The sequence below is a fragment of the Streptomyces sp. NPDC059247 genome (genome assembly GCF_042754005.1).
GTDB lineage: Bacteria > Actinomycetota > Actinomycetes > Streptomycetales > Streptomycetaceae > Streptomyces.
Map to the genome: position 1 here is coordinate 836,942 of NZ_JBHYZW010000001.1, position 24,800 is coordinate 861,741.

Genomic DNA, 24,800 nt, shown 5'->3' on the forward strand with positions numbered 1-24,800 from the left:
CCCATGAGCCGTACGCCGGGGTCCGGCCGGTGGCCCCGGTGCGGGGGGACCGGAAGAGTGGGTTCGAGTGGGCGGAACTCGAACTAGGGTTTCCCCGTGCGTGTACTTCTGGTGGAAGACGACGAGCCGGTGGCCGAGTCCCTGCGGCGCGGACTTTTGCGTTACGGGTTCGAGGTGGAATGGGTCACCACGGGGGCGGCGGGGCTCGCCGTCACCGCGCCGTACGACCTCGTCCTGCTCGATCTCGGCCTGCCCGACACCGACGGGCTCGACGTGTGCCGGGCGCTGCGGAGGCGCGGTGACGTCCCCATCATCGTGATCAGCGCCCGCAGCGACGAGACGGACCGGGTGGTGGGCCTGGAGATAGGGGCCGACGACTACGTGTCCAAACCCTTCGGGGTGCGCGAGGTGATCGCCCGCATCCGGGCCGTGATGCGACGGGTCCGACCGGCGGACCGGCCCTCGGGACCCCAGTGGTATGGCGCCCGGCTGAGCGTGGACCGCAAGGCGGCGCGGGTCCGGCTCGACGGCGCCGAGGTCGCCCTGACGCCCAAGGAGTACGACCTGCTGTCCTTCCTCACCGAGGAGCCGGGCGCGCTGATGTCCCGGGAGCAGATCATGGAGGCGGTCTGGGACGCCAACTGGTTCGGGCCGACCAAGACCCTGGACGTGCACGTGGCCGGACTGCGCCGCAAGCTGGCCGGGGCGGTGACCATCGAGGCGGTGCGCGGCGTCGGCTTCCGCCTGGTCGTCGGAGAGCCGGGTGAACCGGGTGAACCGGGTGAACCGGACGGGCCGGGGACGACGGGACCAGTGGGGTCAGCAGGGTCAGGGGGGCCGACCGAAGCGACCGGCCCGACTGAAGCGACCGCCCCGGCGGACCGGCCTGACCGGCCCGGCCGGTCCGGCGCGTCCGGTGCCCCCGAGGTGTCCGACCGCCCGTGATCAAGCGTCTGATCGTCAGTTACGTGGCACTGGTCGCGGTCGCCCTGGCCGCCTTCACCGTGCCCGTCGCCCTCACCCTCACGGCCCAACTGCGCGGCGACACCGAGGAGTCCGTACGCCGTGAGGCCACGACCATGGCGCTGCTGCTCGGCGACGGCGACGCGCCCGCCCGGCAGGCGCTGGCCCGGATGGCGGCGGCGTACGGAGACGAGACCCCCGGTCTGGTCGAGGTGGTCGCCGCCGACGGCCGCAGCTCCATGCCCCCGCTCCCGCTGCCGGAACACCCGGGCGACGCGGCCTTCGACGCGGCCCTCGCGCACGGCAGGACCACCGTCGACTGGGGTTCGAGCATCGTGTGGGGACCTCAACTGGTGGTCACCGTACCCGTGTACGCGCGGGGGGAGGCCGCCGGACGGGAGGACCGGATCGTCGGCGCCGTGCGCGTCCGGTACGAGACCGCCGATCTGACCGACCGGCTCTGGAAGATCTGGGGGTTCCGCGCGATCCTCGCGGTCGGGGTCCTCGCGGTCGCGGCGGGACTCGGCGCGATCGTGGCCCGGCTGCTCACCAAGCCGCTGCGCCAGCTCAACGACATGGCCAGCCGCTTCGGCGACGGCGACCTCACGGCCCGCTCGCCGGTGACGGGACCGCGGGAGACACAGACCCTGGCCCGGACCCTCAACCAGGGGGCCGAGCGGCTCGACACGCTCGTTGCCTCGCAGCGCATCTTCGTCGCGGACGCCTCCCACCAGCTGCGTACCCCGCTGACCGCGCTGCGGCTCTCCCTGGACAACATCGCGGACGGCGTGGACGACGAGTTCGTCCGTGAGGACGTGGACCAGGCGACCGCCGAGGTGGTCCGGATGAGCCGTCTGGTCAGCGGGCTCCTCGTGCTCGCGCGGGCCGAGGCCAAGGTGTCCGCGCCCGAGCCGCTCGCCCTGCGCGAACTCGTCGAGCAGCGGCTGAGCGTCTGGCGGCCAGCCGCCGACGAACGGGGGGTGACCATCGTCCTGACCGGCGACGCCGACGCGCGACTGCGGGTCCTCGCCGGACCCGGCAACCTCGACCAGGTCCTGGACAACGTGCTCTCCAACGCCCTGGAGGTCTCCCCGGACCAGGGGACGATCACCGTACGCCTGGAGGCGGGCGGCCCCGAGGAGGCGGTCCTCGAAGTGCTCGACCAGGGGCCCGGCATGTCCGCCGCCGAGCAGGCCCGTGCCTTCGACCGGTTCTGGCGCGGTCAGGGACTGACCGGCCGTTCGGGCTCGGGGCTCGGGCTCGCCATCGTCAAGCAGCTCGTCACCGACGACGGCGGTGGGGTGGCCCTCCGGGACGCGCCCGGCGGCGGACTGTGCGTACGGATCGGGCTGCGGCCGGTGGCCGAGGGACAGCCCCGGTGGATCAGCCCTCGGCCGGCAGCACCGAGGAGTGGTGGTTGACTATCAGCCACTCGCCGCCGCGCTTCTCGTACATGTACGTGTAGCGGGCCTCGACCGGCTTGGTGACACCGGTCGCCGGGTCGGTGAGGTGGAAGCGGTACAGACCGGCGTCCAGGGCGGAGTTCTGGTCCAGGACCGTGATCACCGAGCGGATCTTCTCGCCACGGGGCTTCTTCAGCAGGAAGTGCTCGAAGTAGTCGGTGATCTCGGCGTGGTTGGTGCGGATGCGCGGGGAGGCGGTCGGCAGGAGGACGGCGTCCTTGGCGTACCGGTCGGTGACCCGCTCCGGGTCGCCGGACCGCAGGGCCGCGTTCCAGCCGTCGAAGAGACCGGCGATCTCCCGCTCGGTGACCTTGACGCGCCGGTCGTCCTTCTCGCCCGCCTGGGCGACGCCGACCCCGGCGGTGAGGGTGCCGAGCGCCACGACGGCGAGACCGCCGGCGAGGGCGGCGCGGGTACGGGACATGGGCTTCATGGGGGGCTCCTGCATCGGATGGAGTGTGCCGAGCGCCGTTGCGTCGGCGTGCAGCCACTTTCGCCGCGCCCCGTACAGCCCTCGTACAACGCCCGTACAACTCCCGTACAGAGAAAGGGAAGAACCTGCCCGCGCCCCGGAACCGGGCGGGTCACCGGTGGGGTCGTTCCGGCCTCGCGTCCCTCCCGGCCGGTGCGGCGACGGCCGTCGGGACCACGAAGAAGACCAGTGCCGCGAGGGCCGCCGTACCGGACGCGAGTGCCAGGGCGCCGGAGAGGGACCAGCCCGCGAGCGGTCCGCCCGCCGCCGCCCCGAGGGCGAATCCGGTGATCTTCAGACTGGCGCCGGTGGTGAAGATCTGGCTCCGCAGGCGCTCGGGGGCCTCCCGGTGGCGGACCGCGAACAGGGCGGCCAGCTGCGGTCCTTCGCCGGTCCCCAGCAGGAGGACGGCCGCGACGAGCACGACCGGCCGTCCCTGGGAGGCCGAGGCCAGGCCCAGGGCGGCGGCCTGGACGAGGGCGCCGGACCACAGGAGCGTGTCGGGGGAGACCGCCCGGGGCGACCGGGCGAGCACGGCATCGGCCACCAGCGCGGAGACCGCCGCGCAGGAGAGCAGCACCGCGCCCTGACCGGCCCCGCCGAGGACCCGCTCGCCCAGGAGCGGGACGCACGCCATCAGCACTCCCTGGGCGACGCAGCAGACGACCGAGGTGAGGGTCGCCCTCGCCAGGGCGGGCCTCCCGGCGACGATCCGCGCTCCGGCGAGGAGGTCGCCGACCACCGAGGACGACCGGTGCCGCCGGGACGTGTTCTCGCAGGGGATCTGGTCCCCGGACGGCGGCGGGGCGGGGCGGGCGGGCAGCAGCCACGCGGCGGGCAGCGCCAGGGCGATGAGCGCCACGGACACCACCACCGCCGCCGAGGCCCCCAGGGCTTCGGCCACGCCCCCGGCGAGCGCCGGTCCGGCCAGCGCCGCCACGCCGAACGTCATGGCGTCGAGCGCGTTCGCCCGGGGGAGACGGGCGTCCGGCACCACACGCGGGAGCTGGGCCGTCCAGCCGCCCGAGAGGGCCGGACCCAGCAGGCCCGTGACCCCCGCGACCAGCACGCTGACGGCGAACGGCCACCGGCCGAGGCCCAGGAGAACGGCCCCCAGGCCCGTCGCGTAGAGGAGGAGGGCCCCGGCCAGCATCCGGCCCGGCCGTTCCGCCCGGTCGAGGAGCACCCCGAGCACCGGACCCCCGAGGGCCGCGGAGACGGTGATGCCCGCGAGCAGCGCGGACGCGTCGGCGGCCGATCCGGCCAGGGCGAATCCCGCCAGCATCAGCGCCGGTCCCGACATCTCGTCCCCGGTACGGGCCGCGACCGCCCCGGCGAAGTAGCGGGGGAGCACGTGACGTTCTGCCATGCGCGAGACGTTACGGAGGTAACTCAAAAGTCAGCAAGATGCGTTACATTCGGCTCCGTGTCCCTCCCCAGCGATCACAGAGACCCCGGCGGTACCGACAGCGGCAGCGCTCCCGGCACTCATGGGGACCCCGGAGGCGCCGAGAGCGGCAGTGGCCGTGGTGCCCCCGGCGACGGCGGTGACGACTGGTCCACCCGGCATTCCGTCCTCGCCACCGCCCGGCGCACCGCCGCCCTGATCAACGCCCTCGCCGACGAGGATCCCGATCCGTCCGTGGTCGCCGGGACGCTCCGGGCCCACGGGGAGCCGGACCCGGTGGACCTCACGGTCCGGGACGTCGGCGCGATGCGCGAGGCCGCCGCCCTGCTGCGGGAGGTCTTCGCCGCCGAGCGCACCGAGGACGCCGCCGCCGTCCTCAACCGCCTGCTGCGGAACCACACGGGACGGCTCCGTCTGACCTCGCACGGTGGCGGCACCCCCTGGCACCCCCACCTCGACCACGACGACGACGCGCCCTGGGACGAGTGGTTCCTCGCCTCCTCCTGCACGGCCCTGGCCGTGCTCGTCTGGGACCGCCAGCGCCCGCCCGGCAGGATCTGCGCCTCGCCCGCCTGCCAGGACGTCTTCATCGCCCGGGGCAGCGGCCCGGAGCGCCGCTACTGCTCCCGCCGGTGCGCGACGCGCGAACGCGTCGCCGCCCACCGCCGCGCCCGCTCCACCGGGCGGCCCTCCGGCGCCGCGTAGGACGACCTCGCAGGGCCTCGCCGGAGCTGCCGACGCCGGGCCTCGCCGGGGCTGCCGGACGCCGATCCCGCCGATCCCGCCGATCCCGTCGGGCCCGTCGGGCCCGGCCGCCCCACGAGGACCGGCCGTCCCGCCGCCCTCAGGCGAGCATCCCGCTCCCGTGCGGCGCGTACAGATCGAGGAGCCGCACCCGGGTCACATGGAGCCGGTGCGCGAGGATCGACCCCACCCAGAACATCACCGCCGCGCCGAACTCCGTGTCCGAACGGCACATCGAGCGGACGGCGGGGGCGTCGAACTCGTGCGCCCGCACCGGAGTCATCGCCTCCGCCCCCGACTGGCTCAGGAACGGCGGGAACAGCCACGAGAGGCCCACCAGCTCGCCGTGGCGCAGCGTCTCGATCACCGGGGCGGTGCGGCCCGGCACCTTCGCGTCGAGCGTCACCGCGCCCGTCTTCACGATCCAGAACCGGTCGGCGTACCCCTGCTCCTCGAAGAGCCGGTGACCGGACTCGAAGTACACGTCCTCGGCGAAGGCCATCAGACGCTCCCGGTGCTCCGGCGGCAACGTGCTGACCTTGGGTGCGGCACTGCTCATGGCGGACCCTCCTCGCGCGGTCGGCTCTCCACCCCCAGTGTCCGCCAGGCAGCCCCGGCCCGCGTGCGGGCCCGCCGCCGCGCGCGTAGCGTGACGACGGGGGTACGGGCGGGAACAGGGGGCCACTTCTTCTCAGATCGGTAGGGAACCATGGCAGACAAGCCCTCCATCGTCCTCGTACACGGCTTCTGGGGCGGCGCCGCCCACTGGGGCCACGTCATCGGCGAACTCCACCGGCGCGGACACCACGGGCTCCACGCCGTCGAGAACCCGCTGACCTCCCTCGCCGAGGACGCCGAGCGCACCCGGAAGATGGTCCGCCAGGTGGACGGCCCCGTGATCCTCGTCGGCCACTCGTACGGCGGCGCCGTCATCACCGAGGCGGGCGACCTCCCGAACGTGACCGGCCTCGTCTACATCGCCGCCTTCGCCCCCGACGCGGGGGAGAGCCCGGGACAGATCAGCCAGGAGCACCCGCCCGCGGCCTTCGACAACCTCGTCCCCGACTCCGACGGCTACCTGTGGATCAAGCAGGAGGCCTTCCGCGAGAGCTTCGCCCAGGACCTGGGCGAGGCGGAGACCCTGGTCATGGCCGTCACCCAGAAGGCGCCGCTGGCCTCCACCTTCGGCGACAACATCACCGCCCCCGCCTGGAAGGTCAAGCCGACCTACTACCAGGTCTCCACCCAGGACCACATGATCCACCCGGACAACGAGCGCCGCATGGCCGCGCGCATGAACCCGCGCAAGACCATCGAACTCGACGCCAGCCACGCCTCCCTGGCCTCCCGGCCCGTCGAGGTCACCGACCTGATCGAGCTGGCCGTCCGCGAGACCGGAGGCTGACGGAACCGGTGCGCGAGCAGGCCACGGGCCCGCTCGCGCACCGGCCCCCTCACCCGTCCGGGCGATCAGGACGTCCGGACGCGGCGGGGCACCGAACACCGGGTGCGGGGCGCGGACCGCCGAGCCCCGAGCACCCCGGAGCGTTCCTGAGCAGCCGGACCGCGTCCGCCGTGCCGCCGTGACCGGAGCCGTGCCGCTGCCGCTGCCGCTCGCCCTCTCCCCACACCCCGTACGGAGGGAGGGACCGGTTCCGCATCCGCGACCGCCCCCGTGGCGGAAGAGCTACCGGGAGAACCCACGGAGGAGCCCCGTACGGCGGGCGGGTCCGACGGGTCCGTACGGTGGGGGAGTCCGAGGGGTCCCGTACGGCGGGGAGCGCCCGGCCCCGTACGGCGCGGGAGCAGGACGGCCCGGCAGCGGAACGGAGCAGCCCATGACGGACGAGCCCGGCACGGACACCCACGGCAGGCACGACAAGGACACGCACGGCACGGACACGGACGACACGCACACGCACGACACGCACAGTGCGGACACGCGCGGTACGCGCCCCGGCGGCCGGACGGCCCCGGCGCCGCTGTGCCTCGTCACCGGCGCCAGCGGCTACATCGGCGGACGCCTGGTCCCCGAACTCCTCGCGGCCGGATACCGGGTCCGCTGCCTGGCCCGCACCCCCGCGAAACTCCGGGACCACCCCTGGGCCGGAGACGTGGAGATCGTCCGGGGGGACGTCACCGACGGACCGTCCCTCGACCCGGCACTCCGCGATGTCGACGTCGCCTACTACCTGGTGCACGCCCTCGGCGGCGGTCCCGGCTTCGAACGCACCGACCGGCTCGCGGCCCGCACCTTCGCCGACCGGAGCCGCGCCGCCGGGGTCCGCCGCATCGTCTACCTCGGCGGCCTCACTCCGCGCGGTGTGCCCGACCACGCCCTCTCCCCGCACCTGCGCTCGCGCGCCGAGGTCGGACAGATCCTGCTGCGCTCCGGCGTGCCCACCACCGTGCTCCGCGCCGCCGTCATCATCGGGTCCGGCTCCGCGTCCTTCGAGATGCTCCGCTACCTCACCGAACGCCTCCCCGTGATGGTCACCCCGAGCTGGGTGCGCACCCGCATCCAGCCGATCGCCGTCCGGGACGTCCTGCGCTACCTCGTCGGCAGCGCGGACATGCCCCCGGAGGTCAGCCGCGCCTTCGACATCGGAGGGCCCGACGTCCTCACCTACCTCGGGATGATGCGCCGGTACGCCGCCGTCGCCGGACTGCCCCGGCGGCTCATCGTCCCCGTCCCCGTGCTGACCCCGCGCCTGTCCAGCCACTGGATCGGCCTGGTCACCCCCGTGCCCCGGTCCATCGCCCGCCCCCTCGCGGAGTCGCTGAGGTACGAGGTCGTCTGCGACGAGCACGACATCGCCGCCCTCGTGCCCGACCCGCCGGGCACCCCGCTCCCCTTCGACACCGCCCTCGACCTCGCCCTCCGCCGCGTCCGCGAGGCCCGGATCAGCACCCGCTGGTCCTCCGCCTCCGTGCCGGGCGCGCCGAGCGACCCGCTGCCCACCGACCCCGACTGGGCGGGCGGCAGCCTCTACACCGACGTCCGGGAACGGGCCGTCGCCGCGCCGCCGGAGGCCCTGTGGCGGGTCGTCGAGGGAATCGGCGGGGAGAACGGCTGGTACTCCTTCCCGCTCGCCTGGGCGGTACGCGGCTGGCTCGACCGGCTCGTCGGCGGCGTCGGGCTGCGCAGGGGCCGCCGCGACGCCACCCGCCTGCGGGTGGGCGACTCGCTGGACTTCTGGCGCGTGGAGGAGATCGAACGCGGCCGACTGCTGCGGCTGCGTGCCGAGATGCGACTCCCGGGACTCGCGTGGCTGGAGATGTACGTGGAACAGGACGGCGACGGCCGGTCCCGCTACCGGCAGCGGGCCCTGTTCCACCCGCACGGCCTGGCGGGCCAGGCCTACTGGTGGAGCGTGTCGCCGTTCCACGCGGTGGTGTTCGGCGGGATGGCCCGCAAGATCGCGCGCACGGCGGAGACGGCGGAGACGCCGGAGACGGCGAGGACGCCGGAGACCGCAGGGGGAGCAGAGAGGACAGGGGTGGCAGGGACGGCAGGGACAGCGGAGATGGCGGGGGTGACAGGGGAAGCAGAGACGGCGGGGACGGCAGGGACGGCAGGGACGGCGCAGGCCCCACGGTCGGCCGGACCCGGCGAAGGCACGCGGGCCCCACGGACGGCCCGGCCCGGGGAGGGCACGCGGGCCCCACGGACGGCCCCGCCCGGGGAGGGCGCGCCGGGCTGACCCCGGCCCCGGCCCCCGGACGCCGTAACCCGGCAGCGGTCACCCCCTCCACCCGCATCCGGCCGGGCCCCGCGCCGGGAATGCCCGGCGACATGCAGAACGCGACCACCGGCGGTCCGCGCGCACCACGGCCCGCCGGTGACCCCAGGAGCCCCGCCATGAACGTCTCGGTCGTCCTCTACACCTCGGACCTGCGCGTCCACGACCATCCACCCCTGCGCGCGGCCCTCGGCCGGGGCAACCCGGTCGTCCCCCTCTTCGTCCGCGACCCGGCGGTGGACCGCGCCGGTCCGGCCTCGCCGAACCGGCGCGCGTTCCTCGCCGACTGCCTCGCGGACCTCGACGCCGGACTGCGCGAGCGCGGCGGACGGCTCGTGGTGCGCTCGGGGGACCCCGTGGCCGAGGTCGGCGCGGTCGTCCGCGAGACCGACGCCGACGACGTGCACATGGCGGCCGGACACAGCGCGTTCGCGCGCCGCCGGGAGGACCGGCTGCGCCGGGCGCTGGAGGCGGACGGACGCAGGCTGTACGTCCACGACGGCGTCGTCACCGCGCTGCCGGCGGGCGCCGTCACCCCGGTGGGATCGGACCACTACGCCGTCTTCACGCCCTACTTCGGCCGCTGGTCGCGCGAGCGGCTGCGCGAACCGCTCGCCGCACCGCGCCGGGTCCAGGTGCCCGAGGACCTCGGCTCGGAGGACCTGCCCGCCCGGAAGGACGCCGGGTCCCTCTCGCCGGGCCTGGCCGCCGGGGGCGAGAAGGAGGGCCGTCGGCGCCTCGCCGCCTGGCTCGGCCGGGACGCCGACGCCTACGAGGAACGCCACGACGACCTCCCGGGCGACGCCACCTCGCGGCTCTCGCCGTTCCTGCACTTCGGAGCCGTCTCGGCGGCCGAGGCCGTCCACCGGGCCAGGTCCCGGGGCGGCACGGGCGCCGAGGCGTTCGTCCGCCAGTTGTGCTGGCGCGACTTCCACCACCAGGTGCTCGCGGCCCGCCCGGACGCCTCCACCGCCGACTACCGCACCCGGAACGACGATTGGCGCCACGGGAAGGAGGCGGAGGCCGACCTCCTGGCCTGGCGCGAGGGCCGCACCGGCTATCCCGTCGTGGACGCCGCCATGCGCCAACTCGCCCACGAGGGCTGGATGCACAACCGGGGACGGCTCCTCGTCGCCTCGTTCCTCACCAAGACGCTGTACGTCGACTGGCGAGCGGGCGCCCGGCACTTCATGGAACTCCTGGTGGACGGCGACATCGCCAACAACCAGCTCAACTGGCAGTGGATGGCGGGCACGGGCACCGACAGCCGCCCCAACCGGGTGCTCAACCCGGTGCTCCAGGGCAGGCGTTACGACCCCGACGGCACGTACGTACGCCGCTGGGTGCCGGAACTCGCGGGCCTCGAAGGCCCCGCCGTCCACGAGCCGTGGAAGGTGCCCGGTCTGGAGCGCGCCCGGTACGCCTACCCCGACCCGGTCGTCGAACTCTCCGAGGGCCTGGCCCGCTTCCGCCGCGCCCGGGACCTGGACTGAGACCGGAGGCGTACGGACACGGGCCCCGGACCGGGCGAGCACGCGCGCTCCGGGCACGGGGGAGAGGAGAGCGCGGGGGCGGGCACGGGGAGCCGTGTCCGCTCGACCGCCCGCGCGTCACCCCGCCGTGGCGGGCCCCTCCTCCGGCGCGGGCCCGGGGCCGCACAGGCCCCTGAGCGCGGCCAGCGCCTCCCGCAGTCCGCCGGGACGCAACATGCCGGGCCCCGGCGGCTGGCCCGCCCAGCCGGGGCCCGCGAGCAGGACCGTCGTCCGGGAGCGGGCACCCCTGACGCCCCACGAGGTGCCCGCGACGTGCCGGGCCAGCGGATGGTTCGCCGTCGACCGGGCCTGCGCCCACAGCACGACGGCGGCGGGACCCGTCCTCCGTACCGCCCTGTCGAGCGCCTCGGGCGGCACGGCCGCACCGAACATCCTTGCCGGGAGCCCGAGTTCGGCGAGACCGGCGGCCAGCGCCTCCAGCGGGAGCGTGTGCTGCTCGTTCGGCACGCAGGCGAGCAGGACGTGCGGCGCGGCGGCCGGGAGCGGGCCACCGGGCCCCCGGGGCGCCATCCGGCGCAGCGCCGTCGACACGTGCCAGGACAGCAGGTGCTCCACCTCCACGTAACGGTCGCCGGAGGTCTCCCAGCTCCGGCCCGCCGCGTGCAGGGCGGGCGCCACGACCTCCTCCCAGGCGGTGACGAGACCGTGCCGCGCGATCGCGGACTCCAGGAGCGCGTCCAGCGCCCGTGAGTCGAGCCGGACGGCCGCCCGCCCGAGACCCCGGCGTTCCCGCAGGACGTCCCCGCCCGGCGGCGCGTCCTCCACCGGCCCGGCGGACACGGGCGTGGGGCGGGCGGGCGGAGGCGCGTGCCCATCGGCGGACGCGGAGGCGCCCTGCAGGGCGGCGCGCGCGGCCTCGGCGGGCGGGACCCCCGAGGCGGTCAGACGGCACATCTCCCGGACGACGGCGACGTCGTCCGGCGTCCACCGCCGGTGCCTGCCGTTCTCCCGGGAGACGGGACCGATGCCGTAACGCCGGTCCCAGGAGCGCAGGGTGGTGGGAGCGACGCCGAGGCTACGGGCCACCGCGCCGCTGGTGAGACCGGGTGCGGGTGTGGACATGGTGCCACGGTACGCCGCTTCCGAGGCCCGCTCGCCGTACGTCCGCCGCGCCCCGGACGGTCACTCGGACCGCGTGCTCGGGTCCGTCCGCCCAGTCGTGCCGCGACCCCGCCGTTCCCGGGCCCGCCCGTGTTCCCAGGGTCCCGCGCACCGGCCCGGCGCCGTCCACGGATCACGGGACCGCCGCCCCGGGAGCCAGCGGGCCCGGGACGCGGGAATCGGGGGGCGCCCCGCCGCCGGGACCCCGCCCCGCGACGGCCCCGCGTTCCGTCCGTCTTCCGGGTGAAAGGGCCCGGCCGGAAGGCCGTGGATGCCGAATGGAGAGGCATGACCCTTTCACAGCCCCGGCGCGAGCCCACCCGCACGGACCGGCTCCTGGCGGCGGTCGGCGGCCTCGTCTCCGGGTACGTCTCCCTCGCCGTCGCGGACCTCGCCTCCTTCTGGGTGCGGCCCGAGGCCGGTCCCGTGATCGCCGTGGGCGGCACCCTGATCGACCGGACCCCGGCGACCGTCAAGGACTGGGCGATCCGCGCGTTCGGAGAGAACGACAAGACAGTCCTCCAGCTCGGCATCCTCGCCGTCCTCGGTGTGCTCGCCGCCGCCGTGGGGCTCCTCGCGTCGCGCCACCGGCTCGTCGGCGCGGTGGCGGTCGGTGCCTTCGGCGTCCTCGGTGCGGTTGCCGCCGTCACCCGCCCCGACTCGCGGTCCCTGACCGACGCCGTCCCCTCGCTCGTCGGCGCCGCCGCCGGAGCCCTCCTGCTGTACGCCCTGGCCCGACGCCTCCCGGCGGGAGCCTCGACCGCCACCCGCGAACCGGCCGCAACCGGCGGGAGCACGGGCCCCGACGAGAACAAGGGCTCTGGTGAGAGCACGGGCCCCGGCGGGGAAGGCTCCGGCGGGACGACGGGCACCGCCCAGGGCGGCACCGGGGCCACGGGCCCCGGCCCGGACGTCCGCGCGGACCGCCGGGGCTTCCTCCTCGTCGCCGCCTCGGCCGGGCTCCTCGCCACCGGCGCCGCCGCGGTCGCCCGCGCGATCGGCAGCCCCGTACAGGAGAACGCCGTCGCCTCCCGCGAAGCCCTGCGCCTGCCCCGCCCCGCTTCCCCCGCGCCGCCCGTACCCGCCGGAGCCCGGCTCCGCGTCCCCGGCATCAGCCCCTTCCTCACCCCGAACCGGGACTTCTACCGCGTCGACACCGCCCTCGTCGTACCCCGGGTCGACGCCGACACCTGGCGGCTCCGCGTCCACGGCGACGGCGTGCCCGAAGAAGTCACCTTCACACTCAGGGAACTGGCGGCACGTCGGACGATCGAACGGGACATCACCCTGGCCTGTGTCTCCAACGAGGTCGGCGGCCCGTACGTCGGCAACGCCCGCTGGCTCGGCGTCTCCCTCGCCGACCTGCTCAGGGAGGCCGGTGTCCGGCCCCCCTCCGAGGGCGGGCCCGCCGATCAGCTCGTCGCCCGTTCCGTCGACGGCATGACCATCGGCACGCCCGTCGAGACCGTCATGGACGGCCGTGACGCGCTCCTCGCCTTCGGGATGAACGGCGAACCCCTGCCCTTCGCCCACGGCTTCCCCGTCCGCATGATCGTCCCCGGGCTCTACGGCTACGTCTCCGCCTGCAAGTGGATCGAGTCCGTCGAACTCACCACCTTCGCCGCCTACGACGCCTACTGGGTGCCGCGCGGCTGGTCCGCGCGGGCGCCGGTCAAGACCGAGTCCCGCATCGACACCCCGCGCCCCTTCGCCCGGCCCCGCGCGGGCACCGTCGCGGTCGCCGGGGTCGCCTGGGCCCAGCACCGGGGCATCAGCCGGGTCCAGGTCCGCGTCGACGACGGCCCCTGGCGGGACGCCCGGCTCGCCGCCGAGGACAGCCGAGACACCTGGCGACAGTGGGTCCTCCCCTGGACGGCCACGCCCGGACAGCACACCCTCACCGTGCGCGCCACCGACGGGACCGGCACCACCCAGCCGGAACAGCGGACCGACACCATGCCCGACGGGGCGCAGGGCTGGCACTCCGTGGCCGTCACGGTCGAAGCCGCGTGACCTGCGGGTGCCGTCCGCCGTTCGCCGTCCGCCGTCCGCATGGGGGAGACCGCAGCCGCCGTGCGTGGGCATCCGCCGGACGAGAAACCCGGGTCCGGGGGACGTCGTACGGAACCGGAGCACGGAAACCGGAGCGCGGAACCGGAGGGCGAACCCGGAGGACGTCTCCGCCGCGTCGACGGAGCACCGTCTCTGGTCACCGTGGCCGGTGTCGGGGGAGTCGGGAAGACCCGGTTCGCCCCCGCGCGCCGCGCACCGGTCCGCCGCACGCCGCCCCGACGCCGTCCGCCGTACCCCGCTCCGACGCCGTACGCCGCCCCGACAACGCACGCTGTCCCGACGGCGCCCGGTGGACCGGCCTCGGTCGCCCCGACGGCGACCGCCTCCTCGTCCGGGTCTTCGTCCTCACCGGTCTCGGCCGGGTCGCCGAGGCACGCGAGGAGGCCCTCGCCCCGCGCGCCCGGCGCGAGGAACTGGACGGGCACCGGACCCGCACCGCCCTGGAGCACCGCCTCACCCGCACCGGACTCCTGGAGGGCGACCTGGTCGGCGCCGCCGAGCACGCGTGCGCCACGCTCGAAGGGCCGTTGCCTCGGCGCGAGCCCCGGTGCCGTCCCCGGCCCCGACATCCCCACCACGGCCCCCCACCACGGCCCCCCACCACGGCCCCCCACCACGGCCCCCTCTCCCCGGCCCTCGCCGCGTCCGGCGACGGCGGGCGCGCGGCCGACGCCTCCGGCACGGGGGAGGCGTACCGGCGCTCCACCGGCCGCCCCCGGCGCGGCACACCGGCTACCGGCCGCGCGCCCCTCGGCGAGCCCGCCCACGAGAAGAACGTCGGCCGTGCCCTCACCGGCCCCCCACCGGACGGCCTCGACCGCGCCCTGCGCGGGCCCCGGCCCGGCTGAGCCCCGGAAGGCGGCCCCGGCGGGGGATGAGCGACCGCCGCCCCGGCGGCGCGCCCGGCCGTGGAACCGGCCACCGGTCCCCTGACCAGCACGGGAGCCGACCCCGGGGGCGCGCACGGGCGGTCCGGGGCGAGGAGACGAGCCGTGGCCCCGGTGCGTAGAGTCGTCACCCGGACCCGAACGGGCCCGACCGCCCCCGACCGACCGCCCCCGACCGGCCGCCCCGACGAGGAGACCTCCCGTGACCGACCCGGCGTCCATCGCCCTCCAGCAGCAGATCGCCCGGGACCTCCAGGTGTCCGAGACCTTCGACCCGAAGGCGGAGATCGAGCGCCGGGTGGCCTTCCTCACCGAGCGGCTCACCTCCACGGGGCTGCGCTCCCTGGTCCTCGGGATCAGCGGTGGCGTCGACTCCACGACCGCCGGGCGGCTCTGCCAGCTCGCCGTCGAGCGCGCCCGTGCCGCCGGGCACGACGCCACCTTCTCCGCGATGCGCCTGCCGTACGGCGTCCAGGCGGACGAGGGCGACGCGCAGAACGCCCTGGGCTTCATCCGCGCCGACGAGGTCCTCACCGTGGACGTGAAGGCGGCGAGCGACGCCGCCCTGGCGGCCTGCCTGGCCGGTGGCGTGACCTTCCGGGACGCCCACCACCAGGACTTCGTGCAGGGCAACATCAAGGCCCGGCAGCGGATGATCGCCCAGTACGCGGTGGCGGGCGCCCGTGACGGGCTCGTCGTCGGCACCGACCACGCGGCCGAGGCCGTCTCCGGCTTCTTCACCAAGTTCGGCGACGGCGCCGCCGACGTCGTCCCGCTCACCGGACTGACCAAGCGGCGCGTCCGGGCGATCGCCGCCGAGCTGGGCGCCCCGACCGAACTGGTGTGGAAGGTGCCTACCGCCGACCTGGAGACGCTGGACCCGGGCAAGCCCGACGAGGACGCGCTCGGTGTCACGTACGACGACATCGACGACTTCCTGGAGGGGAAGCCGGTCGCCGAACGGGCGTTCGAGTCGATCGTCCGCCGCTACCGGCTGACCGAGCACAAGCGGCGGCTGCCGATCGCTCCCTGAGCGTTCCGGGCCGATCCTGGAAGGGGGCCGTACGACGGGCCCCCGGAAGGGAGCACGTCATGTTCGGCGCAACTCCGGCGTTCAGCGGCTTCTCGGTCGACGACCTCGACGCGGCCCGGCGCTTCTACGGCGACACCCTCGGCCTGACGGCGGAGGTGCGGGGCGAGGGGGAGGCACGGATGCTCTTCCTCACCCTCGCGGGCGGCGCCCGGATCCTCGCCTACCCCAAGGACGACCACGTGCCCGCCACCTTCACGGTCCTGAACTTCGAGGTCGACGACATCGACCGGGCCGTCGACGGACTGATCGCGCGCGGGGTGACCCTGGAGCGCTACCCCGTCTTCGAGGCCGACGCGAAGGGCGTCGTACGAGGTGGCGGCGGCCCGGCCATCGCCTGGTTCAAGGACCCGGCGGGCAACGTCCTGGCGGTCCTCCAGAACGACTGACCGGGTTCCCGACAGCCGACAGCCGACAGCCGACAGCCGACCGGGGCCCGCCGGCCCGCACGGCCCCGGTCACGAGGGCCCGACACCGCACCCGGTGCATCAGGTCCGTTTCCGTGGCGGTGACGTCCCCACCCGTGGTGTGGACGTCCCCGCCCGAACAGCTCGCCCGGAGATCCCCGCGCCCGCCCGGCGCGCCGCCCTCCACCCGAACGGACCCCTCCCCGCGCGCCCCGCACCCGTACCGCCTCGAATGGGAAGGTGACCGCGCCGCCCGACGACTGTCTCGCCCGCAACGACTGGATCTGCGGCGCCTATCTCTCCACCCGGCGCGAGATCCTGGCCGACGCCGTCGTCGAGCACGTACAGCTGACCTTCGTCTCCGTCGCGCTCGGGCTGCTGATCGCGGTGCCCCTCGCGCTCGCGGCCCGCCGCTGGAACAGGATCGCGGGACCCGTCCTCGGGATCACGACCCTCCTCTACACGATCCCGGCCCTCGCGCTGTTCTCGCTGCTCCTGCCGGTCTACGGGCTCTCCGCCACACTGGTCGTCGCCGGGCTCGTCCTCTACTCGCTCACCCTCCTCGTCCGCAACCTCCTCGCCGGGCTCAGGGCCGTGCCCGAGGAGACCCGGCAGGCCGCGCTCGGCCTCGGACACGGACGGCTCCGGCTGCTGCTCGCCGTCGAACTGCCGCTCGCGCTGCCCGCAGCGATGGCCGGGCTCCGGATCGCCACCGTCTCCGCCGTCTCGCTCGTCACCATCGGCGCGATCGTCGGCCACGGCGGTCTCGGCAACCTGATCTGGTCCGGGATGAACACCTACTTCAAGGCACAGGTCCTCACCGCCTCCGTCCTCTGCGTCCTCATCGCCGTCGCCGCCGATCTGCTCCTCCTCGGCGCGCAACGGCTGCTCACCCCCTGGACCCGGCAGGGGAGGAGCGGATGAAGACCCTCGCCGACACCTGGTCCTGGCTCACCACCTCCACGCACTGGTCCGGCGAGAACGGCGTCTGGCACCGGCTCGGCGAGCACCTCTTCCTCACCGGCGTCTGCCTGGTGGTCAGCTGCGTGATCGCGCTGCCCGTCGCCCTGGTCCTCGGCCACCTCGGCAAGGGCGGGGCGCTCGCCGTGAACCTCTCCAACATGGGCCGCGCCGTGCCCACCTTCGCGGTGCTCGTCCTCCTCCTGCTCAGCCCGATCGGGGCGTACGGGGACTGGCCGACGATCATCGCCCTCGTCCTGTTCGCCGTGCCGCCGCTGCTCACCAACGCGTACGTGGGAACGCGGGGCGTCGACGCGGACGTCGTACGGGCCGCCCGGGGCATGGGCATGACCGGCGCCCAGACCCTCGCCCGGGTCGAGCTGCCGCTCGCGCTGCCCCTGGTCCTCACCGGGGTCCGGATCGCCGCCGTGCAACTGGTCGCCACCGCCACCGTCGCCGCCCTGGCGGGTGGCGGCGGGCTCGGCCGGATCATCACCGCCGGGTTCAACCTCGCCTCCACCCCGCAGGTCGTCGCCGGTGCCGTCCTCGTCGCGGTGCTCGCCCTGCTCGTGGAGGGCCTGTTCGAAGGCGTCCAGCGGCTCGCCCCCGGCGGGGCGCGGGAGGGCGGCACATGATCCGGCGCGCACGCCGGAGGACGTACCGGCGCGCGCTCCCGGGGCCGCGCCGCCGCCCCCGTCCTCGCGTCGCCCTCGGCACGCTCCTCGCGCTCGTCCTCGCGGGCTGCGGAACCGGGCCCTCCCTGGAGAACCGGGGCGCGGTGACGGCCCCGCCGGGGGACAGCCACCGGCTGACCGTGGGCTCGGCCGGATTCACCGAGAGCGATGTGCTCGCACAGCTGTACGCCCTGCTGCTCCAGGACGCCGGATACCGTACGAAGATCCTCTCCGTCTCCAACCGCGAGCTGTACGAACCGGCGCTCGAAAGCGGTCAGATCGACGTCGTGCCGGAGTACGCGGCGACCTTCGCCGACTGGCTGAACGCCAAGACCCACGGACCGGACGCGCCGACCGTCGGCTCGCCGGACCTGGCCACCACCATGACCGCGCTCCGCGCGCTCGCCGCTCCACGCGGCCTCACCGTGCTCGACCCGGGCCGGGCGGTCGACCAGAACGCCTTCGCGGTGACCGCCGCCTTCGCCGCCGAGCACCGGCTGAAGACCCTCAGCGACCTGGGCGCCAGCGGTCTGCCCGTACGGCTCGCGGCGGGCGACGAGTGCGTCGTCCGGCCGTACTGCGCCCCGGGGCTGCGCAGGGTGTACGGGATCGACGTGACCGCCGTCGATCCGAAGGGCGTCGGCACCACCCCGGCCAAGCAGGCGGTCCAGAACGGCCAGGACCAGATGGTGCTGACCACGACGACCGACGCCACGCTCGACACGTTCGGGCTCGTGCTGCTCGCCGACGACAAACGGCTGCAGAACGCCGACTACGTGGTCCCCGTCGTCAACCGGGCCCGTGCCGGGGGGCCGGGGATCACCCACGCGCTCGCCCGCCTCAACACCGTCCTGACCACGACGGACCTGGCGCGCCTCAACGAACAGGTGGACGGCTGGCGGCGCCTCCCGGAGGACGTGGCCCGCGCCTATCTGAGGGCCGAGGGACTCCTCGGAGGGCGTCGGGCGCCTGGGCCCACTGGTACCGGATTCCCCGTCAGGCCCTGCTCCCCGCCGGGTCCTTGCCGGTGTGAGGGGTGTGGCGTTCAAGGCCGGTGACGAGGAGGCCGAGGCCGAAGCGGAACTCTTCGACGAGCGGTACGGAGGTGAGGGCGGTGGCCGCCCGCGTGATGGCCGGGTACGTGGCGGGGTCCAGCTGCCGGTAGAAGGCCGCGAGCTGGGGGGCGGTGTCGGGGGACGCGGCTGCGGGGCCGTGCTGCTGGGCGGCGAAGCCGATGACGTAGTGGCCGACGGCGGCGAACGCCCGGGCGGCGAGGCCGACGGGCACTCCGTGGGCCAGGAGGGCGTGCAGGACGCGTTCGCGCTGGGCGAGCCCGTTGGGGCCGACGGGGACCTGGGCCATGAACAGGGGGACGATGTGGGGGTGGTGGCGCAGGGCGTCATAGAAGCGGTGCGCCATGGCGGTGAGCACTTCCTGCCAGGTGGTGAGGGCATCGAGGTCGCTCAGGTCGGTCTCCCCCAGGACGCGGTCGACGAGGTGGGCCAGGATCTCGTCCTTGCCGGCGAAATGGCGGTAGAGGGTGGCGGTGCCGGAGCCGAGGGCGTCGGCGAGCGTACGCAAGGAGAAGGCCGGGGCGCCGTGCTCGTCGACGAGGCGCAGGGCCGTGGCGATGATGTGGTCGGTGTCCAGAGCGGGACGGCCACGGCGGGGTGCGGTGCGCGGGCCGGGGCGATCGGCCCACCAAGCCGGGCTGCCCGGTGCGGGCGCGGCCTCGGGAGTGTCCGGGGTGGCGGCGGTCATGTCCGGGAGCCTTCCTGTCGGGCGATGGGGGTGCCGCTCTGCGCGCACAGCATTTCGGTCATGCCGTAGCCACGTTACTTCCTGCCGGTCCAGTGCCATCGCGCCACCGCCGGAGTGCCATGGACGGCGCCGGACGCGCGAGCCCCACTCCCGCTCGGCGGGGGCGAGGCGCGCGCGTGGGGCGGATGCCCGACGGAAGCCCGCGGCGTCGCCCGGGCATCGGGGGGTCTCGTGTGGACCGCGCCGCAAAAAATGGCTACGGTGTACCCGAAATTATTTTCGGGTACACCGTAGCCATTAAGGGGGTGGTGGGCATGGCAGACCGCGTCGATGAAAATGGGCGGCCCCATCGGCAGGGGCCGCACCACCCGGAAGCCGGATGGGCCGCACTACCCGGAAGCGGGTGATGGGACCGCTGCCGCTGCCCCTGACCGGTCCCGCCGGACTCGTCCCGAGGCGTCCAGCGCTCGTACCGCCGGACGTCCGGCTCCTGGGCCGACGACTGCTCGGCGGCCGTACGGGGCGCGACGTGCGCTCGTCCCAGGACACCGAACGGCTGCCCCGGATCGTCGAGGAGCCCTACCGGTTCCACGGCTCGATCCACGCCCTGTTCTCCCCAGGAGCGCGGTCGCGACCGGGCCGCCCTCGTCGGTCGACTCGGCATCGTCCTGAGGACGTTCACGCCGGGCGCCCGCCGCGTCCTCGGCCGCCGTGGCCGCACGGTCCCGTTCGAAGACGCGGCACCGCACAGCTCCTCACCGCCTTCTTCCCTGAGATCACCGGAGACCGATCCACATGACCGGACAACGCCACGACATCGACGTCCTCATCGCCGGAGCGGGCCCGACCGGCTCCACCCTGGCGGCCGACCTGCTCCGGCGGGGCCTGCGCGTCCGCCTCGTCGACAAGGCGCCGCACGCCTTCACGGGATCCCGGGCCAAGGGCCTTCAGCCCCGGACCCAGGAAGTCCTCGAAGACCTCGGGGTGCTGCACGAGGCACACGCGGAAGGCGGTCCCTACCCGCTCGCCGGTCTGCACCTCGGACCGCTCACCGCGCCGTGGAGGATGCAGCGGAGGAACCGGCGCACCCCCGACGTGCCGTACCCCGACATCCTGCTGCTGCCGCAGCATCGCACCGACGCCATCCTGCACCGCCTCCTCGTCCGCCTCGGCCTGCGCGTCGAATTCGGCACCGCGCTGGAATCCTTCGAGCAGGACGCCGACGGCGTGACGTCGACGCTGGCCTCCGGCGAGAAGATCCGCAGCGCCTACCTGGTGGGCGCCGACGGGGGCGCGAGCACCGTGCGCACCCGCGCCGGACTGCGCTTCGCGGGGGAGACCGACGACTCCGACCGCACGCTCCTCGTCGACGGCACCGTCGACCACCTGTCCCGCGACCGTTGGCACATATGGCCGCGCACGCACGGCACGTCCGTCGGGGCCTGTCCGCTGCCCCGCTCCGACCAGTTCCAGATCATGATCAAGCTGGGACCGGACGAGACGCCGGACCTCGACCACGACGCACTCGCCGCCCGGTTCCGCGCGCTCACCGGTCTGCGGCTGCGGGACATCACCTGGACCTCGGTCTTCCGGCCCAACGTCCGGCTCGTGGAGCGCTACCGCACCGGCCGCGTCCTCCTCGCGGGCGACGCCGCCCACGTCCACACCCCGGCCGGCGCGCAAGGACTCAACACCGGCGTGCAGGACGCGTACAACCTGGGCTGGAAACTCGGCCAGGTCATCGCGGGCGCACCCGACGCGCTCCTCGACACCTACGAGGCCGAGCGGCGGCCGATCGCCGCACGCGTCCTCGGCAGATCCAGCGAGCTCTACCGAGACCTCCACCGGCACCGCCTCGCCGGTCTCCGACGCGGCGACGAGGAGCGGCAGCTCTCGCTGTCCTATCGCGGCGGCCCCCTGGCACCCGCTGGGGCCCCGGCCACCAGGACCCTGGCCGCAGGCGATCGGGCGCCTGACGCGCCCTGCGCCGGACCCGGCGCGGAGCGGCGCCTCTTCGACCTGTACCAGGGCCCGCACTTCACCCTCCTGGCCTTCGGCGCCGACGCCGCCACGGCGCTTCCCTACCTGGCCTGGCCCACCGGCGGCGCCGCGCTCCACCGCCACCACGTCCGCGACCACGACGGCCCCGGCGACGCCGTCATCGACACCACCGGCAAGATGACCGACCTCTACGGCACCACCGACGGCCTGATCCTGATCCGGCCGGACGGATACATCGCCGACATCATCACGGTCGATCGCATCGCCGCCTTCGCCACTACGGCCAGGGCGTTGGCCCCGGCGTGACTCGCCTCCCCCGGCACGGGTGGGATTCGCCCCGGCGTGGGCGCGCCCCTTCCCGAAGGCGCCGTGGAGGGGGACCGGCGGTGCGGGGCATGTCGCGTTCGGGCGCGGTTCATCCCGATGCCCGATCCCCGCTCCCCGGTTCCGCTCGCGAGGAACCGGTGATCACCGTATAGAAGGCGCACGCGAGAGAAGGCGTACGCGCGCGAGAACGCGAGCGGGATCGGCCCGCTGAACAAGGTCGCCGAGCGGACCGGCACGGTCAAGGAGGCGCTGGTGGACCAGGGATCCGGGAGCCCACCTCGCGGCTCGGTGGACTCGGCGCCCCGCGCCCGTCCCGTAACGGATGTCAAGCGGCATAACGCCCCCTCAAGGCCCGCTGTGCTCACCCATATGGGTCAACCCGCTGAACCACGTCTCCTGTTCTGACTCTTGCGGGGTGCTCCAGAACCCTGCTATCCATCCGTTAGGAAGGTTTCCTTCCAATCCTGTGGGCCCGATCCGGGTCCGCGTCCCTCGTTCGTCGTTCCGTGGAGATCCCCATGACTTCGGCACGATCCGTACGACCCACCGCCCGTCGCCTCGGCCTCGCGGGCACCGCGCTCGGCGCCCTGCTCCTCGGCCTCGCCGCCGCCCCCTCGGCCGTGAACGCCGCCCCCGCCCCCACCACCCCGCAGGCCGCCCCCGCCCCCGCCCGCGCCGCCACCCCCGCCTCGATCAACGGGCGGCTCAAGGTCTGCGGCACCAAGCTCTGCAACCAGTACAGCAAGCCGATCCAGCTGCGCGGGATGTCCTCGCACGGCACCCAGTGGTACAGCCAGTGTCTGACCGGCGGCTCCCTGGACGCCCTCGCGGGCGACTGGAAGGCCGACGTCCTGCGCGTCTCCACGTACGTCCAGGAGGACGGCTACGAGACCGACCCGCGCAAGTACACCGACCTCGCCCACTCGCTCATCGAGCAGGCCACCGCGCGCGGCATGTACGTGATCGTCGACTGGCACATGCTCGACCCGGGCGACCCGAACTACAACCTCTCCCGCGCGAAGACCTTCTTCACGGAGATCGCCAACCGGCACAAGAACAAGACCAACCTGCTCTACGAGATCGCCAACGAGCCCAGCGGCGTCTCCTGGTCCAAGATCAAGAGCTATGCCGAGCAGCTCATCCCGGTCATCCGGGCCAAGGACCCCAACGCGCCGGTCCTCGTCGGCACGCGCGCGTGGTCCTCGTTCGGCGTCTCGGAGGGGGCCACCGAGTCGGAGGTCGTGTCCAAGCCGGTGAACGCCACCAACATCATGTACACCTTCCACTTCTACGCGTACTCGCACCGGGACGAGTACCTGCAGACCCTCTCCCGCGCCGCCGACAAGCTGCCGGTCTTCGTCACCGAGTTCGGCACCCAGAACTACGCGGGCGAGGGCAGCGACGACTTCACCATGTCGCAGAAGTACCTGGACCTGATGGCCGCCAAGAAGATCAGCTGGGTCAACTGGAACTTCTCCGACGACGGGCGCACCGGAGCGGTCTTCAAGACCGGCACCTGCGACCGGAACGGCCCCTGGACCGGCACCGGATCCCTCAAGCCCGCCGGGGTCTGGATCCGCGACCGGATCAGGACGGCGGACGACTTCCCCACCTCCTGACCGGCCCGCCCGCCCCTCTCGGCCGGGGCGCCTGCCCACCGGCGGGCGCCCCGGCCTCCTGACCGGCCTCCCCGCCGTCCGGCCGGGAGGCCCCGGCACCGGGCCTCCGACCGGACCCCCGACCCGGCCGTCCCGGTCCGGCCCCGGTACGCCCCCGCGGTGTGATCAACTGTCCTCGCGGGGGCGTACCGAAGAGGAGCATCGACAGCGTGACCACCTACCGGCAGCCGGGACTCGTCCTCACCGACCACCGTTTCCCCGTCCCCCTCGACCACGACCGCCCCGACCGGGAGCGGATCGAGGTCTTCGGCCGCGAGGTCGTCGCGAGCGGACGCGCCGGAGCGGACCGCGAGGGCCTCCCCTGGCTGGTCTACCTGGAGGGCGGCCCCGGCTTCGGTGCCCGCCGCTTCATCGGCCCGCAGGCCTGGCTCGGCAGGGCCGTCGAGGAGTTCCGCGTCCTCCTGCTCGACCAGCGCGGCACCGGCCGCTCCACCCCCGCCAACCGGCAGACCCTGCCGCTGCGCGGCACCCCGGCCGAACAGGCCGCCTACCTGGCGCACTTCCGCGCCGACTCGATCGTGCGGGACTGCGAACTGATCCGCCGCAGGCTCACCGGCGGCGCCCCCTGGACCGTCCTCGGCCAGAGCTTCGGCGGCTTCTGCGCCACCCACTACCTCTCCACCGCCCCCGAGGGCCTGGAACGGGTCGTCGTCACCGGCGGCCTGCCCTCCCTGCACGCCACCGCCGACGAGGTCTACCGCGCCGCCGCCCCCCGGATCCTGCGCAAGAACGAGGCCCACTTCACCCGGTACCCGCAGGACGCCGAACGGACCCGCGCGATCCTCACCCACCTCCTGGAACACGAGGTCACCCTCCCCGGCGGCGGAACCCTCACCCCCGAGGCGTTCCAGTCCCTCGGCATCCTCCTCGGCTCCGGCGAAGGCACCCACCAGCTCCATCTGCTCCTCGAAGGCGCGTTCGTCCCCACCCCCGGCGGCCCCCGGCTCGCCGACGCCTTCCTGGAACAGATCCAGGCCCAGCTGTCGTTCGCGGGCCACCCCCTCTACGCGGTGCTGCACGAGGCCATCTACGCCCAGGGGCGGGGGCCCACCGACTGGGCCGCCGAACGCGTCCGCGCCGAGCACCCCGAGTTCGACGCCCGCGCCGCGCTCGCCGAGGGGCGGACGCCGTTCTTCACCGGAGAGAGCGTCCACCCCTGGCACTTCACCACCGACCCCGCTCTGGCCCCGCTGCGCGAGACGGCCGAACTGCTCGCCGCCCGCGCCGACTGGGCCCCGCTGTACGACCCCGAGCGGCTCGCCGCCAACGAGGTCCCGGTCGCCGCGGCCGTCTACCACGACGACATGTACGTGGACACCGCCCACTCGCTGGAGACCGCCCGCGCCGTACGCGGTCTGCGCACCTGGGTGACGGACGAGTTCGAGCACGACGGCCTGCGGGCGGGCGGCCCCCGCGTCCTGGACCGGCTGCTCGCCCTCTCCCGCGACGAGCTCTGACGGAACCTCCCGGAACGAGGCCCGTACGCGCCTCGAC

General features: G+C 74.5%; 20 protein-coding genes. 15 read left to right on the forward strand and 5 right to left on the reverse strand.

Translation table 11 applies throughout. The features are described from left to right. Positions 1-96: 96 nt before the first annotated feature. A complete protein-coding gene (locus ACFXGN_RS03475) occupies positions 97-945 on the forward strand; it encodes a response regulator transcription factor (protein WP_384852827.1) in 849 nt (282 codons plus the stop codon). Continuing rightward, positions 942-2,384 carry a sensor histidine kinase gene (locus ACFXGN_RS03480; RefSeq protein WP_384852829.1) on the forward strand — a complete coding sequence of 481 codons (1,443 nt, stop codon included), beginning with the start codon at positions 942-944 and terminating at the stop codon, positions 2,382-2,384. Before ACFXGN_RS03475 ends, ACFXGN_RS03480 begins: the two co-directional genes overlap by 4 nt. Here the strand turns inward: ACFXGN_RS03480 and ACFXGN_RS03485 are convergent. Both ACFXGN_RS03485 and ACFXGN_RS03490 read right to left on the reverse strand, forming a co-directional pair. After that, the gene (locus ACFXGN_RS03485) at positions 2,347-2,859 is read right to left on the reverse strand and encodes an SgcJ/EcaC family oxidoreductase (RefSeq protein ID WP_384853120.1); all 513 of its coding nucleotides are present in this window, start codon (positions 2,857-2,859) and stop codon (positions 2,347-2,349) included. The genes ACFXGN_RS03480 and ACFXGN_RS03485 overlap by 38 nt on opposite strands. A gap of 151 nt (positions 2,860-3,010) precedes the next feature. Further along, positions 3,011-4,267: an MFS transporter gene (locus tag ACFXGN_RS03490; RefSeq protein WP_384852832.1), complete on the reverse strand. Its 1,257-nt coding sequence runs from the start codon at positions 4,265-4,267 to the stop codon at positions 3,011-3,013. Positions 4,268-4,501: 234 nt separating this feature from the next. Between ACFXGN_RS03490 and ACFXGN_RS03495 the strand changes: the two genes are divergently transcribed. Next, positions 4,502-5,011: a CGNR zinc finger domain-containing protein gene (locus ACFXGN_RS03495; protein ID WP_384853123.1), complete on the forward strand. Its 510-nt coding sequence runs from the start codon at positions 4,502-4,504 to the stop codon at positions 5,009-5,011. 139 nt (positions 5,012-5,150) lie between these two features. Here the strand turns inward: ACFXGN_RS03495 and ACFXGN_RS03500 are convergent, their stop codons facing one another. Then, a complete protein-coding gene (locus ACFXGN_RS03500; RefSeq protein WP_384852833.1) occupies positions 5,151-5,609 on the reverse strand; it encodes a Crp/Fnr family transcriptional regulator in 459 nt (152 codons plus the stop codon). Between the two features lie 150 nt (positions 5,610-5,759). Here ACFXGN_RS03500 and ACFXGN_RS03505 point away from each other — a divergent pair, with 150 nt between their 5' ends. The 3 genes from ACFXGN_RS03505 (at position 5,760) to ACFXGN_RS03515 (ending at position 10,286) form a co-directional block, all read left to right on the forward strand. Continuing rightward, positions 5,760-6,455 carry an alpha/beta hydrolase gene (locus ACFXGN_RS03505; RefSeq protein WP_384852836.1) on the forward strand — a complete coding sequence of 232 codons (696 nt, stop codon included), beginning with the start codon at positions 5,760-5,762 and terminating at the stop codon, positions 6,453-6,455. A gap of 433 nt (positions 6,456-6,888) precedes the next feature. Then, on the forward strand, positions 6,889-8,754 hold the full coding sequence (locus ACFXGN_RS03510) for an SDR family oxidoreductase (RefSeq protein WP_384852839.1): 1,866 nt from the start codon (positions 6,889-6,891) through the stop codon (positions 8,752-8,754). A gap of 158 nt (positions 8,755-8,912) precedes the next feature. Then, a complete protein-coding gene (locus tag ACFXGN_RS03515) occupies positions 8,913-10,286 on the forward strand; it encodes a cryptochrome/photolyase family protein (protein ID WP_384852842.1) in 1,374 nt (457 codons plus the stop codon). Positions 10,287-10,403: 117 nt separating this feature from the next. Here the strand turns inward: ACFXGN_RS03515 and ACFXGN_RS03520 are convergent, their stop codons facing one another. Beyond that, the gene (locus ACFXGN_RS03520) at positions 10,404-11,408 is read right to left on the reverse strand and encodes a MerR family transcriptional regulator (RefSeq protein ID WP_384852845.1); all 1,005 of its coding nucleotides are present in this window, start codon (positions 11,406-11,408) and stop codon (positions 10,404-10,406) included. A 327-nt stretch (positions 11,409-11,735) separates the two neighbouring features. Here ACFXGN_RS03520 and ACFXGN_RS03525 point away from each other — a divergent pair, with 327 nt between their 5' ends. The 6 genes from ACFXGN_RS03525 (at position 11,736) to ACFXGN_RS03550 (ending at position 18,596) form a co-directional block, all read left to right on the forward strand. Further along, positions 11,736-13,460: a molybdopterin-dependent oxidoreductase gene (locus ACFXGN_RS03525; protein ID WP_384852846.1), complete on the forward strand. Its 1,725-nt coding sequence runs from the start codon at positions 11,736-11,738 to the stop codon at positions 13,458-13,460. Positions 13,461-14,609: 1,149 nt separating this feature from the next. Continuing rightward, a complete protein-coding gene (gene nadE / locus ACFXGN_RS03530) occupies positions 14,610-15,440 on the forward strand; it encodes an ammonia-dependent NAD(+) synthetase (protein WP_384852848.1) in 831 nt (276 codons plus the stop codon). A 59-nt stretch (positions 15,441-15,499) separates the two neighbouring features. Further along, positions 15,500-15,886: a VOC family protein gene (locus ACFXGN_RS03535; RefSeq protein ID WP_384852851.1), complete on the forward strand. Its 387-nt coding sequence runs from the start codon at positions 15,500-15,502 to the stop codon at positions 15,884-15,886. Positions 15,887-16,144: 258 nt separating this feature from the next. Next, positions 16,145-16,828, forward strand: coding sequence for an ABC transporter permease (locus ACFXGN_RS03540; protein WP_384852854.1), 684 nt, complete (start codon positions 16,145-16,147; stop codon positions 16,826-16,828). After that, a complete protein-coding gene (locus ACFXGN_RS03545; RefSeq protein WP_384852857.1) occupies positions 16,825-17,499 on the forward strand; it encodes an ABC transporter permease in 675 nt (224 codons plus the stop codon). Before ACFXGN_RS03540 ends, ACFXGN_RS03545 begins: the two co-directional genes overlap by 4 nt. After that, positions 17,496-18,596: an ABC transporter substrate-binding protein gene (locus ACFXGN_RS03550; protein ID WP_384852859.1), complete on the forward strand. Its 1,101-nt coding sequence runs from the start codon at positions 17,496-17,498 to the stop codon at positions 18,594-18,596. The genes ACFXGN_RS03545 and ACFXGN_RS03550 overlap by 4 nt, the downstream gene beginning before the upstream one ends. On the opposite strand, the gene ACFXGN_RS03555 is transcribed toward ACFXGN_RS03550, so the two are convergent. Continuing rightward, complete coding sequence (locus ACFXGN_RS03555) at positions 18,535-19,299, reverse strand: TetR/AcrR family transcriptional regulator (RefSeq protein WP_384852862.1); 765 nt, start codon at positions 19,297-19,299, stop codon at positions 18,535-18,537. The two genes, ACFXGN_RS03550 and ACFXGN_RS03555, sit on opposite strands and share 62 nt — an antisense overlap. A 795-nt stretch (positions 19,300-20,094) precedes the next feature. Here ACFXGN_RS03555 and ACFXGN_RS03560 point away from each other — a divergent pair. The 3 genes from ACFXGN_RS03560 to ACFXGN_RS03570 all read left to right on the forward strand — a co-directional run bounded on the left by ACFXGN_RS03560 (position 20,095) and on the right by ACFXGN_RS03570 (position 24,763). After that, the gene (locus tag ACFXGN_RS03560; protein WP_384852865.1) at positions 20,095-21,606 is read left to right on the forward strand and encodes an FAD-dependent monooxygenase; all 1,512 of its coding nucleotides are present in this window, start codon (positions 20,095-20,097) and stop codon (positions 21,604-21,606) included. Positions 21,607-22,145: 539 nt separating this feature from the next. Continuing rightward, entirely contained in the window at positions 22,146-23,246 is a 1,101-nt protein-coding gene (locus tag ACFXGN_RS03565) for a glycoside hydrolase family 5 protein (RefSeq protein ID WP_384852868.1), read from the forward strand. 209 nt (positions 23,247-23,455) lie between these two features. After that, entirely contained in the window at positions 23,456-24,763 is a 1,308-nt protein-coding gene (locus tag ACFXGN_RS03570; protein WP_384852869.1) for an alpha/beta fold hydrolase, read from the forward strand. The last annotated feature ends 37 nt before the right edge of the window (positions 24,764-24,800 follow it).

Coding starts and splice junctions, on each gene's coding strand:
- ACFXGN_RS03525 (WP_384852846.1), top strand. CDS start 11,736: ATGACCCTTTCACAGCCCCGGCGCGAGCCCACCCGCACGGACCGGCTC.
- ACFXGN_RS03490 (WP_384852832.1), bottom strand. CDS start 4,267: ATGGCAGAACGTCACGTGCTCCCCCGCTACTTCGCCGGGGCGGTCGCG.
- ACFXGN_RS03500 (WP_384852833.1), bottom strand. CDS start 5,609: ATGAGCAGTGCCGCACCCAAGGTCAGCACGTTGCCGCCGGAGCACCGG.
- ACFXGN_RS03510 (WP_384852839.1), top strand. CDS start 6,889: ATGACGGACGAGCCCGGCACGGACACCCACGGCAGGCACGACAAGGAC.
- ACFXGN_RS03550 (WP_384852859.1), top strand. CDS start 17,496: ATGATCCGGCGCGCACGCCGGAGGACGTACCGGCGCGCGCTCCCGGGG.
- ACFXGN_RS03515 (WP_384852842.1), top strand. CDS start 8,913: ATGAACGTCTCGGTCGTCCTCTACACCTCGGACCTGCGCGTCCACGAC.
- ACFXGN_RS03505 (WP_384852836.1), top strand. CDS start 5,760: ATGGCAGACAAGCCCTCCATCGTCCTCGTACACGGCTTCTGGGGCGGC.
- ACFXGN_RS03555 (WP_384852862.1), bottom strand. CDS start 19,299: ATGACCGCCGCCACCCCGGACACTCCCGAGGCCGCGCCCGCACCGGGC.
- ACFXGN_RS03485 (WP_384853120.1), bottom strand. CDS start 2,859: ATGAAGCCCATGTCCCGTACCCGCGCCGCCCTCGCCGGCGGTCTCGCC.
- ACFXGN_RS03545 (WP_384852857.1), top strand. CDS start 16,825: ATGAAGACCCTCGCCGACACCTGGTCCTGGCTCACCACCTCCACGCAC.
- ACFXGN_RS03535 (WP_384852851.1), top strand. CDS start 15,500: ATGTTCGGCGCAACTCCGGCGTTCAGCGGCTTCTCGGTCGACGACCTC.
- ACFXGN_RS03520 (WP_384852845.1), bottom strand. CDS start 11,408: ATGTCCACACCCGCACCCGGTCTCACCAGCGGCGCGGTGGCCCGTAGC.
- ACFXGN_RS03565 (WP_384852868.1), top strand. CDS start 22,146: ATGACTTCGGCACGATCCGTACGACCCACCGCCCGTCGCCTCGGCCTC.
- ACFXGN_RS03560 (WP_384852865.1), top strand. CDS start 20,095: ATGACCGGACAACGCCACGACATCGACGTCCTCATCGCCGGAGCGGGC.